This window comes from Egicoccus sp. AB-alg6-2, assembly GCF_041821025.1.
In the GTDB taxonomy this organism is placed as follows: domain Bacteria; phylum Actinomycetota; class Nitriliruptoria; order Nitriliruptorales; family Nitriliruptoraceae; genus Egicoccus.
Map to the genome: position 1 here is coordinate 148,051 of NZ_JBGUAY010000001.1, position 14,386 is coordinate 162,436.

The window sequence follows — 14,386 nt, forward strand, 5'->3', positions numbered from 1 at the left end:
ACGGTCACGCGCTCGCGTCGACGCCCCGCGTCGCGGGTCCGCGACGACCGACGACGAGCAGCTCGGGGTCGTCGAGCCCCACCTCACCGGGCCTCCGCCGCCCGTAGGCGCCGGGCTCGACCCCACGGACCTCGACGACGGCGAGGCCCGCGGCGGCGAACAACCGGACCACGTCGCGCACCGTATAGCTGACCGTCCACAGCGGGAACGTGGCACGGGCGTGGTCGGGGCCGCGGACCTCGGCGCGCTGGTGGTGCACGAGGTGGACCGGGTCGAAGGCGTCGCCCGGCGCGAGATGGCGTGCCGCGAACAGCGCCGAGAAGAAGGTCGCGACCACCAGCCCGCCCGCACGCACCATCGCCGCGAGCCCCCGCAGCACCTCGGGATCGGTGACCGGCGACGTTCCCAGGCCCCCCTGACACAGCGACCAGGCGACGTCGTAGCCACCACGCCGATCACCGAGGGCAGCGTCGAGGCGGCGGGCGTCACCGACCAGCCACTCCAGCGCGTCCCCCGGCGTGGCCGCGCGGGCGGCGTCGATCAGCGCGGGCGAGACGTCGACCCCCGTGCCGACGATGCCCCGGGACGCGAGCGCGCGCAGGTGCCGACCGTCACCGCACCCGACGTCGAGGACCCGATGACCGGGCGTCAGCGCGGCCAGGCGCCACAGCGCCTCGACCTCCTCGGCGGTGCCGGCGGCGAAGGCGTTGCGGCGGTACTCGCCGCCCTGGAACTCGCCGATCGGAAGATAGAACGCCTCGGCGTCGCTCCCGGGCACGTCGGGGACGGCGGCTGGCCGGTCGTCGACGTCGCGCCAGCTCGGCGGCAGGGGCGCCGTCATCCGCCGTCGACGTCGGGACGATCCGGATGCGCCGTCCACCACGCGTCGAGCACGGCGAGCGCCTCGTCCTCGGTCATCGGCCCCCGTTCGAGCCGTTCCTCGAGCAGCATCGCCCACGCCTGGCCGACGACGGGGCCGGGCCGGATGCCGAGGTGCTGCATGATCCGGTTGCCGTCGACCGGCGGCCGCATCGCGTCGAGTTCCTCCTGCTCGCGCAACTCGACGATGCGTTCCTCGAGGTCGTCCACCCGCCGTTGGATGCGGGCCGCCTTCTTCGGGTTGCCCGTCGTGACGTCGGCCCGGGTCAGCGCATTGAGTCGGTCGAGCAGGTCGCCGGCGTCACGCACGTAGCGCCGCACCGCCGCGTCGGTCCACCCCATCTTGTAGGTGTGGAACCGCAGGTGCATCCGCACCAGCTCGCTGACGGCCTTCGTGGTGTCCTTGTCGAACCGCAACTCGCGCATGCGGTGTCGCGTCATGCGGGCGCCGACGACGTCGTGGTGGTGGAAGCTCACGGTGCCGTCGCCGTGCAGCTCCTTGGTGTCGGGCTTGCCGATGTCGTGCAGCAACGCGGCGAACCTCAGCACGAAGTCGGGCCCGGACCGCTCGAGCGCCATCGCGTTCTCCACGACCGCGAGGGTGTGCGCATAGACGTCCTTGTGGCGATGCTGCGGGTCGTGGCACGCCTCGAGGAGCTCCAACTCGGGCAGTACGTGCCGCGCGAGCCCGGTCCGCACCAGCAGCTCGATGCCGGCGCGGGGCGCCGCGCCGGTCATCAGCTTCACGAGCTCGTCCCGGACGCGCTCGGCCGAGACGGTGGCGAGCTCGTCGGCCATCCGCGTCGCGGCCTCCACCGCCTCGGGCGCGGCCTCCGCGTCGAGCACCGCGGCGAAACGTGCCAGACGCACCATCCGCAGCGGGTCGTCACCGAACGAGGTCGCGGGCTCGACGGGGGTGCGCAGCAGCCGACGGCGCAGGTCCCGCAGACCCCCGTGGGGATCCACGAACGCGAAGTCGGGTACCCGCACCGCCATCGCGTTGACGGTCAGGTCACGCCGCGCCAGGTCGGCCTCGATGTCGTCGCCGAACCGCACCTGCGGGTGACGCGACCCCCGCCGGTAGGCATCACTGCGGTAGGTCGTGATCTCGATCTTGCGGGTCGGGCGGTCGTCCTGCTCACGCTGGCACGACACGGTGCCGAACTCCGCCCCGGTGAGCCAGACCGCCGTCGCCCACGGCCGCACGATGGCTTCGGTGGTGGCCGGTGGTGCCGAGGTGGCGAAGTCGAGGTCGACCTCGGCGAGCGCGCCGGGATCGCCACCGGCCAGGAGCGTGTCGCGCACCGTGCCACCGACGAGGTGCAGCTCGTGGCCCGCTGCGGCGAACCGTTCGCCGAGCTCGCGGGCCTCGGGGTGCACGTCGACGAGGCGCCCCAGTTGGGCCGCCTGCTCGCGGGTGAGATCATCGGACACGGTGGGAACGGCTCGTCGGCGGGGAACACGGGGTTGCGCAGGCTACGCGGCCCGGCGGCGGGCGACCCAGCCTGCGTCGCCGCATCGCATCGTGGCGAGGGCTGTCAGGCGGACCGACCAGTACGGTGCGGCCGCCAGGTCGCGACCTCGCCTGCCGACGGAGCACGCGTGCCGCACGAAGACGTCACCCCGCCCGGGAGCCCACGGCCGCCCGTCGACCCGCCGCGCCCGTCTCCCACGCCGCACGCCGGTCCGGCCCCACGCGTCCCCATGGACGAGCGGGAACGTGCGCTCGACCCCCGCGTGGTGCAGGTGTGGCGTGCCGGCAACGGGCTCGCGGTACTGCTGCCGCTCGGCATCCCTGCGGTCGTCGCCCCGCTCGTCGTCGGACGCTGGGGGTTGGTGGCCACGGGCGTCGCCGTGCTCCTGTTCCTGCTGGCGGTCGCCTGGTGGCCCCGCGCCAAGTACCGGCGGTGGCGCTGGCGACTGACCGACCTCGCCCTCGAGCTGCACCACGGCGTCGTGGTGCACCGCCACCAGGCCGTGCCCTACTTCCGGATCCAGCAGATCGACGTCATCCAGGGTCCTCTCGACCGCCTGCTCGGACTGGCCAGCCTGCAGGTCACGACCGCCTCGGCCTCCGGCAGCGCCGGCCTCCCCGGCATCGCGGCGGCCGACGCTCCCAAGGTCCGCATCGAGCTGCTCGCGCGGGCGGCGGCGGCGGTCGGCGAGCACGAAGGCGAGCTGCGCGATGCCGTCTGATCCGCCGTCACCGCCACCACCGCCTCCTGCAGTCCCCCCACCTCCACCGGCGGTACCCCCACCTCCACCGGGCGCGGCGTCGACGCGGGGTCACGCGACCGGCGACCGACCCGGCACGGACGTCGGCCGGTGGGTCCGGCCCAGGCGGCTGCATCCGGCGTCGGTTCTGCTCGGGGTGAACCTGCGCCAGTTGCTCCAGGTACTCGCCTTCCCCGTCATCGCCACCCTCGGCGCCGGCCGCCTGGTGAGCATCGGCGTGCTCGGCACCGCCGGGCTCGTCGGGCTCGGCTACCGCTATCTCGCGTGGCAGCGGTTCAGCTTCTCCTTCGACGGGGAGGTCCTGCGCGTGGAGGAGGGGGTGCTCAGCCGAAGCGCACGGTCGCTGGACGTCGCCCGCGTCCAGCAGGTCGAGATCGACCGCGGCCCGGTGCAGCGCCTGCTCGGGCTCGCGGCCCTGCGGGTCGAGACGGCCGGGAGTTCCGCGGAGGTCGAGGTGGACCTGCGGGTGATCGAGGACGACGAAGCCGTCGCGCTGCGCGACGCCATCCGCGAGGGCAAGGCGCGCGTCAGCGGCACGACCCGGGGCGCCGGATCGGACGACGTCGCGGGCGACGAGCCGGCCGTCCCCACGCAGCACGAGGTCCTGGCCGTTCCCTTGACGCACGTCGCTCTGGCCGCCGTGACGGGCGGGCGGCTGCTGTTCTTCCCGGCGGTCATCGCCGGTGCCCTGCAGTTCGCCGGCGAGGTGTTCAGCCAGTTCCTCGACGACGTGTTCGAGCGGCTCGTGGAGAACGGTGTCGGGGGCCGGCCCGGATGGGCGGACCTGACGCTGCAGGCCGGCCTGCTGCTGGCGGCGGCCGTCCTCGTGCTGGCGGTCGTCGCCGCCGTCGTGGTCGGCGTGTTGCAGGATGCCAACTTCCGCGTCACCCGTGTCGGTGACGACCTCCACATCAGCCGAGGACTGTTGGCGACGCGCGACTCGGTCGTGCCCCTGCGCCGCGTGCAACTGATCGAGATCCAGCGCAACTGGCTCCGGCGCCTGCTCGGCTACGCGACCGTCCGGATCCACTCGGCCGGTGGGTCCGGTGACGCCGACCGCCGCGTCACGGTGCCACTGCTCGCCGACGCTGCGGTCGACGCCTTCGTCGGCGCGGTCCTCCCCGGCGTACCGCGGGTCCCCGATCTGGTCGCGCATCCCTCGCAGGCGCGCCGCCGGGTCGTGTTCCGGTGGCTGCGCCCGCCGCTGGTGCTCGTCGCCCTGGTGTGGACGTGGAACGAGGTCCCGTTCGTGCCGTTCGTGGCGCCGGGCTGGGCGCGTGTCGGCGTCGTGGTACTGCTCCCGCTCGCGGCGCTGCTCGGCATCGTCGAGCACCGACACCTCGGCCATGCACTCACCGACCGGATCGTCGCCTCACGGCGGGGTGCGCTGTCGATCACGACCGGCATCGCTCCGGTGGTGAAGGTCCAGGCCGCGAGCCGCACCGCGAACTGGTTCCAGCGACGCCTGCGGCTGACGACCGTGCACGCCCACGTGGCCGGTCCCGGCGGGGACCTCGAGGTGCTCGACGCCGGCGAGGAGGCCGGGCGGAACCTGCACGTCGCGCTCGTCGCCCACGCGGCGGACCCGGTCCCGGTGGGCCCGACCGCCGAACGCGGGTCAGGCGGTGGCGAGGCCGAGCCCGCGTAGGGAGACGCGGAAGTCGTGCGGGTTCGTGGCGGCGGCCAACGCGTCCCGCAGCGACACCTCGCCGTCGGCGAACAGCTGCAGCAGGTGCTGGTCGAAGGTCTGCATGCCGTAGTACGCGCCCTCGGCGATCGCCTCCTCGAGGCGCGGCAGCTGGGCGGGATCCGTGACGAACTCGAAGATGCGCGAGGTCATCACCATCGTCTCGACCACCGCGATGCGCCCGCTCCCGCTGGCCCGCGGGACCAGCCGCTGGCAGACGATGCCCTTGAGCGAGTTGCCGAGCGACAGCCTCGCCTGGTGCTGCTGCTCCTTCGGGAACAGGTCGACGACGCGGTTGATGGTCTCGCGCGCATCGGTGGTGTGGAGGGTCGAGATCACGAGGTGGCCGGTCTCGGCGGCCTGCAGCGCCGCCGTGACCGTCTCGAGGTCGCGCATCTCGCCGATGAAGATGACGTCGGGGTCCTGGCGGGATACGGCCTTCATGCCGGTGACGAAGTCGGTCGTGTCCACGCCGATCTCGCGCTGATCGATGATCGCCAGCCGGTCCGCGTGGACCACCTCGATCGGGTCCTCCAGCGTCACGACGTGGCAGCGACGGTTGGCGTTGATGTGCCCGAGCATGGCGGCCGTCGTGGTCGTCTTGCCCGACCCGGTCGGGCCCGTGACCAGCACCAGTCCGCGATGCTCCTCGGCCAGCTTCCGCACCGCCGCCGGCAACCCGAGCGCGGAGAAGTCCGCCGAACCCGGCAGCACGCGCCGGCACACCAGGCCGACCGACCCCCGCTGCCGGAAGGCGTTGACGCGGAAGCGACCGAGCCCGGGGATGGCGTAGGCGAAGTCGGCCTCGCGCTCCTGGTCGAACACGGCGCGGACGCGGGCGTCCATCATGTGCGCCGCCATCTGCAGGGTGTCGTCCGGCGACAGCTTCGGGAGCTGCGCGACGGGATGCAGCTCGCCGTCGACCCGGATGAAGGCGGGGCCGCCGGCCTTGAGGTGCAGGTCGGAGCCGCCTGCTTCGACCAGCAGACGCAGGTAGTCGTCGACGGTTGGCACGACGGGTCGCCTTCGAGCGCGTGGACACGGGACGGGCGGCAGACGAGTGCCTCGCCGGATGATCGACCACCGCCGCGCCCGCCTTGAGCGTTGGGAGCCGGACGTGGCCGGTCATGCGCCCCGCGGACGCTACGACGGGAGGTCGCGGGTCAGATCTCGACCAAAAGCGTCACGGGGCCGTCGTTGACGAGACCGACCTGCATGGCGGTCCGGAACCGGCCGGTGGCGACGTCCGCGCCGAGCTCACGCAGTCGATCGACGACGGTGTCGACCATCGGCTCGGCGTGCTCGGGTCGCGCCGCGGCCACGAACGAGGGGCGGCGGCCCTTGCGTGCATCGCCGTACAGGGTGAACTGGCTCACCACGAGCACCCCCGCCCCGGTCTCGGCGGCACTGCGGTTCATGGCCCCGTCGGCGTCCTCGAAGATCCGCAGGTGCCACAGCTTGTCCGCGAGCCGGCGGGCCGTGTCGGCGTCGTCGTCGTGCGTGACGCCGAGCAGCACCAGCAGGCCCGCACCGATGCGGCCCACCTCCTCGACCGGTCCGCCCCGATCGGCGGCCGACGTCACCCACGCCTCGCTGACGCGCTGGACCAACGCCCGCATGCTGTCTCCTGTGCCGTGCTGGAGCCGGCCGGCCCGAGTCGTTGCTCGCTACCCTCGATCCATGCCCAGGTATCCGACGCGACACGCCACCTCGGCGGGTGGCGTGGTCTGCGACGACCGGCCAGACGGCCGGCGTTGGGTTCTGCTCATCGCAAGACGCAACGCGGCCGGCAAGCCGCAGTGGACGCTACCCAAGGGCGGCATCGAAGCGGGCGAGACCGACGAGGAGGCCGCGCTCCGCGAGGTGCGCGAGGAGACCGGGCACGGCGCCATCATCGGCCCACTGCTCGGCACCATCGACTACTGGTTCGTCTGGCGACCCGACCAGGTCCGCTACCACAAGTTCGTCCACTACTTCTTCATGTGGTGGGATGGTCAGGCCGCAGGTGCCCGCGACGACGAGGCGGAACACGTGGAATGGGTCCCGGCCGACATCGCCATCGTGCGTCTGGCCCACCGCAACGAGCGCAAGCTGGTCGAGAAGGCCGCCGCGACCACGCCGGCGCTGGTCCAGCCGGTCCGTTCGTTCGATCTCGGGGCCGACCGGTGAGATTCCGGGAGGGCCGCGGCCGGCGCCCGCGGCCCCGTGTCGGTCGTTCACGGGCCGGTGCCCGGCGTACCGGTGCCGTGCTGGCCGTGGTCGGGTTGTGCCTCGCCGTCGCCGTTCCCGCGCCGGCCCAGACCGAGGAACCGACCGACGACCCGGTGTCCGAGACCGCGTCCGGGGCCGTGCGTCTCGTCATCTCGGAGCTGGTCGGCGTCCTGGGGCCGGGCACGGCGGTCGTGGACACCAGCGAGCTCGACCCGCGCATGCAGCCCCAGGCGGTCGAGGACCTCACGATCCGCGTCCTCGTCGAGAACGCCGCCCGGACCCCACTGGACCGGCTGCGGCTGGTGATCCAGCTGCACGCACCCGTCACCTCGCGCGCCGCGCTGCAGCGCGCCCTCGACGGCCGTCCCGACACCGACCCCCAGCAGGTCCTGTACGACGGGCTCCTGCGCGAGGGTGACGCCGTCGCCCCCGGCTCGATCGCGGGGGTGTCGGCCCGGTTCGGGCCCGACGACGTCACGTGGGGCGGTGGCGGGGTCCACCCGCTGACCGTCGCCGTCCTGCGGGGGACCGAGGTGCTGGCGCAGGCGGACACCGCCGTGGTGTGGCTCGACCGGCCCGTCACCGAACCGCTGCTGACCAGTTTCGTGTGGCCCGTCGACGACCGCCCCTGGCGCGGCGCCAAGGGCAACTACCCGCTCAACGTCGATCAGCCCGTCGAACCGGGTGGCCGGCTCGACGTCCTGATGCGCACCCTCGAGCGCAATCCCGATGCCCCGGTCGTCCTCGCGCCGGCCGTGCACCTGCTGGAGGACCTGCGCGACCGCGCCGACGGCTTCACGGCGGTGGGGCGCCAGTCCGACGGTTCGGCCGAGACGCGCCAGGTCGATCCGGAGGACCCGCCCGCGGAACTGGCACGTGCCACGCTGCAGCGGTTGCGGGCGCTGGGCCGCGACGTGACCTTCGCGCCGGTGACCGGCACCTACGCCGACGCCGACATCACGGGACTGACCCGGCACGGCGGTGAGCTGCGGAGCCTGGGCGCCGAGGCCGCCGTGGAGGGTCGCCGGCGCCTGGCCTCGCTGCTCGACCGGGCGCCGGACGCCGCCACCCACCTCGCGGGTGGTCCCCTGGCCCCCGAGGTGCTCGATCTGGTCCCCGGCGAGCAGATCCTGCTCCCGCCGAACGCGGTCGACACCGGGGCCGCGGACCCGTTCACGGCCCTCAACCAGCTGCGGTCAGCGTCGGGACGGCTGTTCACCGGCATCGTGGCCGACGGCCGGATCAGCGCCACGCTGGCGGCCCCGCCGTCGGGGAACGGGCCGGTCGCCGACGTGCAACGCATCGTCGCCGAGACCGCGCAACTGTGGTTCCAGAACCCCACGATCAGCGGGCGCAGCCTGCTCCTGCTGCCGCCCGACACGTGGGCACCGAGCGCCGAGTACGCCGACCGGCTCCTGCACCACCTCGACGACGCGTCCTGGCTGCTGCTGACCACGCCGAGCCAGCAGGCGGCGCTCGGACGCCGCAACGTCGACCCGCTGCAACTGGCCGAGACACCCACCGCGATGCTCGACCCCGTGTTCGCCGGCGGCCTCGAGGCCGCCGCCGTCGAGCTCGGTGCCGTCGGCAGCGCACTGCCAGAAGGCGCGAACACGATCGGCGGCCGACGACCGGCGGAACTGCGGGACGCGCTGCTGCGTGCCACGTCGAGGTGGTACCTCGACGGTGCCCGGGGCGAGGCCGAGGCCCTGGTCCGCGACGTGCACCGGACGGTCGAGGAGACCTTCGGTGACGTGGTCGTCGCCAGTGGCTCGCGGGTCACGCTGACCTCGGACACGGGGCAGATCCCGGTCACGTTGCAACGCACCCGCGGTGGACCGATCGCCGTCCGGGTGGAAGTCGCTTCGCAGGGACGACTGCTGTGGCCGGACGGGCAGCGCTCGGAGACGATCGTGCTCAGTGAAGGCGCGGCGCAGACGGTGTCGTTCCGGACGCAGGCGCTGTCGACGGGAACGTTCAGCGTCGCCGTCCGCGTCACCGACCCGACCGGCACCCACACGCTCGAACGGACCACCCTGTCCGTGCGGTCGGCGGCCATCTCGGGTCCGGCGCTGGCCGCCACGGGTGCGGCGGTGCTGCTGTTGCTGCTCGCCGGCGCCGTGCGGCGGCGGCGGCCACCCCGGCCCCGGCTCGAGGTCGTCGATCCGGTGGACGCCCACCGCCGGTGACGTGCGGATACCGCACGTTACGGCCCACCTGTACGGGGTCATCGAGCGGCGACGCAATCGCAGCCGACGGTTGACACGGTGGCGCGTACAGTCCGGTCCCCACCAGTACGCGGTCGGCGACCGGTATCGACCCCGGCTGCCCTGGAACAGGTCCGTGGAGAAGGGTTCTTGGTAGAGGAGTTCCCGGAACGCGCCGGCCCGGCGACGTCCGACGACGACGCGCCCACGTTGATGGGTGCCGAGTCGTTCGACGACGTGTCGACCGCGATCCCCCCGAACGCCGTCGCCGACGGCGAGCACCGCCCGTGGCCCGACCGCTCCCACGTGGGCGGCCGCTACCACCTCGAGGAACCCATCGCCTCGGGCGGCGCGGCGATCGTGTGGCGCGCCTTCGACGAGAACCTGTCGCGTTCGGTCGCGGTCAAGCTGCTGCACCCCCACCACGCGACCGACCCGACCGTCGTGGAGCGGTTCGAGCGCGAGTCCCGCGCCGCCGCCCAGCTCAACCACCCCAACGCCGTGCGGATCTACGACACGGGGCGCGACGACGAGTTGGTCTACCTCGTCATGGAGCACGTGGACGGGCCGAGCCTGCGTGACGTGCTGCGAGAACACGGACAGCTCGAGCCCATGGTCGTCGCCGCCATCGGCGAGCAGGTCGCCGCCGCGCTCGGCGAGGCGCACGCCCACGGTCTCGTGCACCGCGACGTGAAACCGGCCAACATCCTGCTCGCGTCCGACGGCACCGTGAAGGTGACCGACTTCGGCATCGCCAAGGCGTTGTCGGGGGCCGACGCGACGCTCACCAGCCCCGGCACGGTGGTCGGGACCGCCGCCTACGTCGCCCCCGAGCAGCTCGAGGACGCCAACGTCGACGCCCGGGCAGACATCTACGCCCTCGGCGTCGTCCTGTACGAGTGCCTCACGGGCCGCCCCGCGTTCAGCGGCGACACGCCGACGGCCACCGCGGCGATGCGGCTGAGCTACGAGCTGATGCCGCCACGCCAGCTGGTCAGCGACATCCCCCGCGGACTCGACGACGTGGTGGTCCGCGCGACCCGGCGTGACCGCGGCGAGCGGTTCGACGACGGCACCACCATGGCCGCCGTCCTGGGCGAGCTCGTGACGGTCAAACCCAGCGAGCTGACGGCGTCGCTGGTCGACGCCACCCGCGAGCGGGGGCATCCCGACGGCTCGGGCGACGAGGCCCGCTTCTCCGGTCCCGTACCGACCACCCGGCGCGAGTACACCACCCGCCTGGTCGCCGCCGTGGTCGGCAGCGTCGTGATCACGCTGGTCACCGTCTTCGCCGTGCTGGCGATGCGCTCACCCGAGCCGCGGACGTCGTCCGCGGCGGTGGAGTGGCGGGCCGCGAGCGCGGTGGTGTTCGATCCCAGCGAGCCCGGCCTCGGCGACAACGCCGCCGAGGCGTCCCTGGCGGTCGACGGCGACCTGCAGACCTCCTGGGGGACCGAGAGCTACGCCGACGCGCACTTCGAGGGGCGCAAGGACGGCGTCGGCCTGGTCATCGACCTCGGTGAGCCGGTCGAGGTACGCACGGTCGTCGTGCAGTTGGTCCGCGGCGGCGTCGACGTCGAGATCTACGCCGCCGATCAGCTTCCCGACGCGGCGCAGGGACTCGACGGCTGGGGTCAGCACCGGGTCGCGCAGACGGACATCCGTGCGTCGCAGCCGTTCGAGCTCGCCCCGACCACCCATCGCTACTGGATGCTGTGGATCTCGGGCCTGTCCCCGGACGCGAGCGGTCTCTTCACCGCCGAGGTCGCCGAGATCCAGCTGCTCGGTCCGTCGTGAGCCCGGGTAGGCGATGACGAACCACGACGCCGACGAGGCCGACGAGGCCGTTCTCGCGCGATTCACCGACGCGAGCCTGCCCGACGGCCAACGGCAGGCCGCGTTCCACGAACTCGTGCACCGCTACCAGCGCCGCGTGTACGCGGTGTGCGTGCGCGTGCTCGGTTCGCCCGCCGATGCGGAGGACGCGGTCCAGGAGACGTTCGTACGCCTGGCACGCGGAGCCGCCACCTTCCGTGGCGACGCCAAGCTGTCCACCTGGCTCTACCGCGTCGCGCGCAACGTCTGCACCGACCACGTGCGCTACGACGCCCGACGTCCCTCGACCCCGGTCGAGGACATCACCGCCGTCGGCGACCAGCCGCGTGCCGACGATGTCATCGCCGCACGCGAGACGGCGATGACCGTCGAGGCCGCGCTCGCCCAGCTCGACGAGCAGTCACGCCTGCTGCTGCTGCTGGTGGCGGTCGAGGGCCTGTCGTACGCCGAGGCGGCCGCCGCGGTCGACCTGCCCGTCGGCACCGTCAAGAGCCGGGTCTCCCGCGCCCGGGTCCGTCTCGGCGAGCTCCTGCGCGACGCCGACGCGCCCGGCGGCGATGCGCCGCGGTTCCGCCCCCGCGACGACGCGGACGGGCGGCCCGCACCCTCCGACCTGCAGACCAGGGGCCCACCCACCGGGGCGTGACCGTGCGCGACGCAACCACTGCCGCCACGCTGACGTCCCACCACCACGAGCCGGCCCACCGGCACCCCTGACCACCCCGTACGCATCCGAGGAAGCCACCCCCCGTGGACGCCGCCGAGCGCATCGCCGACTACCTGTCCGGCGACCTTCCCCCGGACGAGCGCGCCGCCTTCGAGGCGGACCTCGACCGGGACGCTGCCCTGCGCGCCCAGCTCGCGTCCGCCCGTCGCGCCGACGTCGCCCTCGACGGCATCGCCGCGACCACCCTTCCCGAGGGCTTCACCGACCGGCTCCGCACCGCGGTCGACGCCGAGTTGCAGGACCTGTTCACCCCGGCGACCGTCGAGGTGGCCGCCGATCCCCGGGTGGCCGCGGCCGCCGAGCTCGGCCGCAACGACGACCTCGCGGCGCGACGTGCGGCCCGCCAGGCGCCGCGTTGGACCGGGCTGGCAGGTGCGGCCGCCGCCGCGGTCGTGGCCGTGGCCGCCGTCGTCGGGGTCTCCACCCTGGGGGGCGCGGGCGACCAGGGCGCCGACATGGCGTCACCCGCGGAGGACACCGCCGGCGGCGCCGAGACCTTCGAGAGCGCCGAGGACGGCGAAGCGGGCACGATGATGGCGCCCGAGTCCGACGCCGACGACGCCGGCGACGAGGCCACCGAGGAGCAGGCCAGCGACGCCGCGCTCGGAGACGCACCCGCCGCAGACGGCGCCGTCGCGGACGGACCCACCATCTTCGCCGACGACCGGGACCTCGACGAGGCCGACCTCGACGAGATCCTGCTGGCGGTCGAACTGCAGGAGGTCGGTGCCCGTCGGCTCGACGAGACCACCGGCGCCGCGCTGGCCCGCGACTGGACCCAGGTGATCCGCGACTCGCCGTTCGCCGCCGCCACGGGCGACGAGCGCTTCCGCGTCGCCGGCGAGGTCACCGCCGACGACCGGACCGCCGCCGCGAGCTGCACCGAGGCCCATCTCGACGGACGCGCCGACGCGATCCCGGCCTACGTGGAACTGGCCTCCGTCTCGGGCCGGTCCGCCGTCGTGCTCGGCCTGGTCACGCTCGACGAGGCCACCGGCACGTACACGCGCCCGCAGGTCGTCGCGCTCGACCGCGACACCTGCGAGGTGCTCGCGACCCGCCCCTGAGCGAGCGCGGCGACACCCCACGGCCGGGGAATGCCGCCGACGGCAGCGCCGTTTAGGCTCGGGAACGGTCGGACGGCATGCACGTCCGCCGTGACCCACCTCCCGCCCGCTCGAGCACAGGTTGTCCGCATGTCCGTCTCCGACCGTGTCCACGACGTCGTCATCATCGGCTCCGGGCCCGCCGGTCTCACCGCGGCGCTCTACACCGCCCGTGCCGCCCTCGAGCCGCTGTTGATTGAAGGCGTCATCGACGGCGGCCCCACCGGCGGGCAGCTGACCCTGACCACCGACGTCGAGAACTTTCCCGGCTTCCCCGACGGGATCATGGGCCCGGAACTGATCCTGCAGATGCGGGCGCAGGCGGAGCGGTTCGGGACCCGCTTCGTCACCGAGGACGTCACCTCCGTCGACCTGGCCGGTCCACTCAAGACGCTGACCACCGCGTCGGGTGCCACCATCACGACCCGCTCGCTGATCGTCGCCACCGGTGCGAAGCCACGCCGTCTCGACGTCCCCGGCGAGACCGAGCTGTGGGGATCGGGCGTGTCGGCGTGCGCCACCTGCGACGGCTTCTTCTTCAAGGACCGGCACGTCGTCATCGTCGGTGGTGGGGACTCCGCCATGGAGGAGGCCATCTTCCTCACCAAGTTCGCCGCCAAGGTCTCCGTCGTCCACCGCCGCGGTGAGCTGCGCGCCTCGAAGATCATGCAGGAGCGTGCCTTCAAGAACGACAAGATCGAGTTCGTCTGGAACGCCGAGATCGCCGAGGTCCGGGGCGCCGACGGACAGGTCTCCTCGGTGCTGATGCGCGACACGACCAGCGGCGACACCCGCGACTTCCCGTGCGAGGGGCTGTTCCTCGCCATCGGGCACATCCCCAACACCTGGCTGTTCGACGGGGTGCTCGACCGCGACGAGGAGGGTTACCTGCTCGTCGACCAGCCGTCGACGGCGACCAACGTCCCGGGCGTGTTCGCCTGCGGCGACGTGATGGACCAGGTCTACCGTCAGGCCATCACGGCGGCGGGCACCGGCTGCCGCGCCGCGATCGACGCCGAACGGTTCCTGGCCGAGCACACCGCGGTTGCCCCCCAGGACCCGCGCTGACGGACCCCACGGCCGGAATAGCGTCGGGACCGCACACGTTCGTCCTGACGACACCCACCTCCCACACCGAACAAGGATGCAGCACATGGGCGCGACCCCCGTCACCGACGGCGAGTGGCAGAACGAGGTTCTCGACGCCGACGCTCCGGTCCTCGTCGACTTCTGGGCCGAGTGGTGCGGCCCGTGCCGCATGGTCGGTCCGATCGTCGACGAGATCGCCGACGAGCACGGCGAGAAGCTGAAGGTCCTCAAGCTCAACGTCGACGAGAACCCCGGCACCGCGCGCGAGTACGGCGTGATGTCCATCCCGACGCTGATGGTCTTCAAGGGCGGCCAGCCCGACAAGCGCATCGTGGGCGCCAAGCCGAAGTCCGCGCTCCTCGCCGATCTCGCCGACTACGTCGGCTAGAACGGCCCACCCCCGCTCCGC

Annotated in this window: 13 protein-coding genes; 9 read left to right on the forward strand and 4 right to left on the reverse strand. The window is 73.2% G+C overall.

Annotation, left to right across the window (positions count from 1 at the left end):
* Window positions 1–4 precede the first annotated feature (4 nt).
* Together ACERMF_RS00745 and ACERMF_RS00750 are read right to left on the reverse strand one after the other, a co-directional pair.
* Window positions 5–841 (reverse strand): class I SAM-dependent methyltransferase, encoded by an 837-nt coding sequence (locus ACERMF_RS00745; RefSeq protein WP_373667100.1) that lies wholly within the window; start codon window positions 839–841, stop codon window positions 5–7.
* Window positions 838–2,313 carry a CCA tRNA nucleotidyltransferase gene (locus tag ACERMF_RS00750; protein ID WP_373667101.1) on the reverse strand — a complete coding sequence of 492 codons (1,476 nt, stop codon included), beginning with the start codon at window positions 2,311–2,313 and terminating at the stop codon, window positions 838–840. Before ACERMF_RS00750 ends, ACERMF_RS00745 begins: the two co-directional genes overlap by 4 nt.
* 270 nt (window positions 2,314–2,583) lie before the next feature.
* Here ACERMF_RS00750 and ACERMF_RS00755 point away from each other — a divergent pair, with 270 nt between their 5' ends.
* Together ACERMF_RS00755 and ACERMF_RS00760 are read left to right on the forward strand one after the other, a co-directional pair.
* Window positions 2,584–3,075, forward strand: coding sequence for a PH domain-containing protein (locus tag ACERMF_RS00755; RefSeq protein WP_373667102.1), 492 nt, complete (start codon window positions 2,584–2,586; stop codon window positions 3,073–3,075).
* Window positions 3,076–3,250: 175 nt separating this feature from the next.
* Window positions 3,251–4,762, forward strand: a complete 1,512-nt coding sequence (locus ACERMF_RS00760; protein WP_373667103.1) for a PH domain-containing protein — start codon at window positions 3,251–3,253, stop codon at window positions 4,760–4,762.
* On the opposite strand, the gene ACERMF_RS00765 is transcribed toward ACERMF_RS00760, so the two are convergent.
* Window positions 4,733–5,815, reverse strand: a complete 1,083-nt coding sequence (locus ACERMF_RS00765) for a type IV pilus twitching motility protein PilT (RefSeq protein WP_373667104.1) — start codon at window positions 5,813–5,815, stop codon at window positions 4,733–4,735. The two genes, ACERMF_RS00760 and ACERMF_RS00765, sit on opposite strands and share 30 nt — an antisense overlap.
* 149 nt (window positions 5,816–5,964) lie before the next feature.
* Window positions 5,965–6,420, reverse strand: coding sequence for a D-aminoacyl-tRNA deacylase (gene dtd, locus ACERMF_RS00770; RefSeq protein WP_373667105.1), 456 nt, complete (start codon window positions 6,418–6,420; stop codon window positions 5,965–5,967).
* A 61-nt stretch (window positions 6,421–6,481) separates the two neighbouring features.
* Here dtd and ACERMF_RS00775 point away from each other — a divergent pair, with 61 nt between their 5' ends.
* From ACERMF_RS00775 to trxA, 7 genes are all read left to right on the forward strand, one after another.
* Window positions 6,482–6,970 carry an NUDIX hydrolase gene (locus ACERMF_RS00775; RefSeq protein WP_373667106.1) on the forward strand — a complete coding sequence of 163 codons (489 nt, stop codon included), beginning with the start codon at window positions 6,482–6,484 and terminating at the stop codon, window positions 6,968–6,970.
* Window positions 6,971–7,047: 77 nt separating this feature from the next.
* Window positions 7,048–9,201, forward strand: a complete 2,154-nt coding sequence (locus ACERMF_RS00780; RefSeq protein WP_373667107.1) for a DUF6049 family protein — start codon at window positions 7,048–7,050, stop codon at window positions 9,199–9,201.
* A gap of 168 nt (window positions 9,202–9,369) precedes the next feature.
* A complete protein-coding gene (locus ACERMF_RS00785; protein ID WP_373667108.1) occupies window positions 9,370–11,016 on the forward strand; it encodes a protein kinase in 1,647 nt (548 codons plus the stop codon).
* 13 nt (window positions 11,017–11,029) lie between these two features.
* Entirely contained in the window at window positions 11,030–11,701 is a 672-nt protein-coding gene (locus ACERMF_RS00790) for an RNA polymerase sigma factor (RefSeq protein WP_373667109.1), read from the forward strand.
* A 104-nt stretch (window positions 11,702–11,805) separates the two neighbouring features.
* A complete protein-coding gene (locus tag ACERMF_RS00795; protein WP_373667110.1) occupies window positions 11,806–12,849 on the forward strand; it encodes a hypothetical protein in 1,044 nt (347 codons plus the stop codon).
* A gap of 129 nt (window positions 12,850–12,978) precedes the next feature.
* Window positions 12,979–13,956, forward strand: a complete 978-nt coding sequence (gene trxB / locus ACERMF_RS00800; RefSeq protein WP_373667111.1) for a thioredoxin-disulfide reductase — start codon at window positions 12,979–12,981, stop codon at window positions 13,954–13,956.
* Window positions 13,957–14,041: 85 nt separating this feature from the next.
* Complete coding sequence (gene trxA / locus ACERMF_RS00805) at window positions 14,042–14,365, forward strand: thioredoxin (RefSeq protein WP_373667112.1); 324 nt, start codon at window positions 14,042–14,044, stop codon at window positions 14,363–14,365.
* The last annotated feature ends 21 nt before the right edge of the window (window positions 14,366–14,386 follow it).

Coding starts and splice junctions, on each gene's coding strand:
- ACERMF_RS00745 (WP_373667100.1), bottom strand. CDS start 841: ATGACGGCGCCCCTGCCGCCGAGCTGGCGCGACGTCGACGACCGGCCA.
- ACERMF_RS00755 (WP_373667102.1), top strand. CDS start 2,584: ATGGACGAGCGGGAACGTGCGCTCGACCCCCGCGTGGTGCAGGTGTGG.
- dtd (WP_373667105.1), bottom strand. CDS start 6,420: ATGCGGGCGTTGGTCCAGCGCGTCAGCGAGGCGTGGGTGACGTCGGCC.
- ACERMF_RS00775 (WP_373667106.1), top strand. CDS start 6,482: ATGCCCAGGTATCCGACGCGACACGCCACCTCGGCGGGTGGCGTGGTC.
- ACERMF_RS00790 (WP_373667109.1), top strand. CDS start 11,030: ATGACGAACCACGACGCCGACGAGGCCGACGAGGCCGTTCTCGCGCGA.
- trxB (WP_373667111.1), top strand. CDS start 12,979: ATGTCCGTCTCCGACCGTGTCCACGACGTCGTCATCATCGGCTCCGGG.
- trxA (WP_373667112.1), top strand. CDS start 14,042: ATGGGCGCGACCCCCGTCACCGACGGCGAGTGGCAGAACGAGGTTCTC.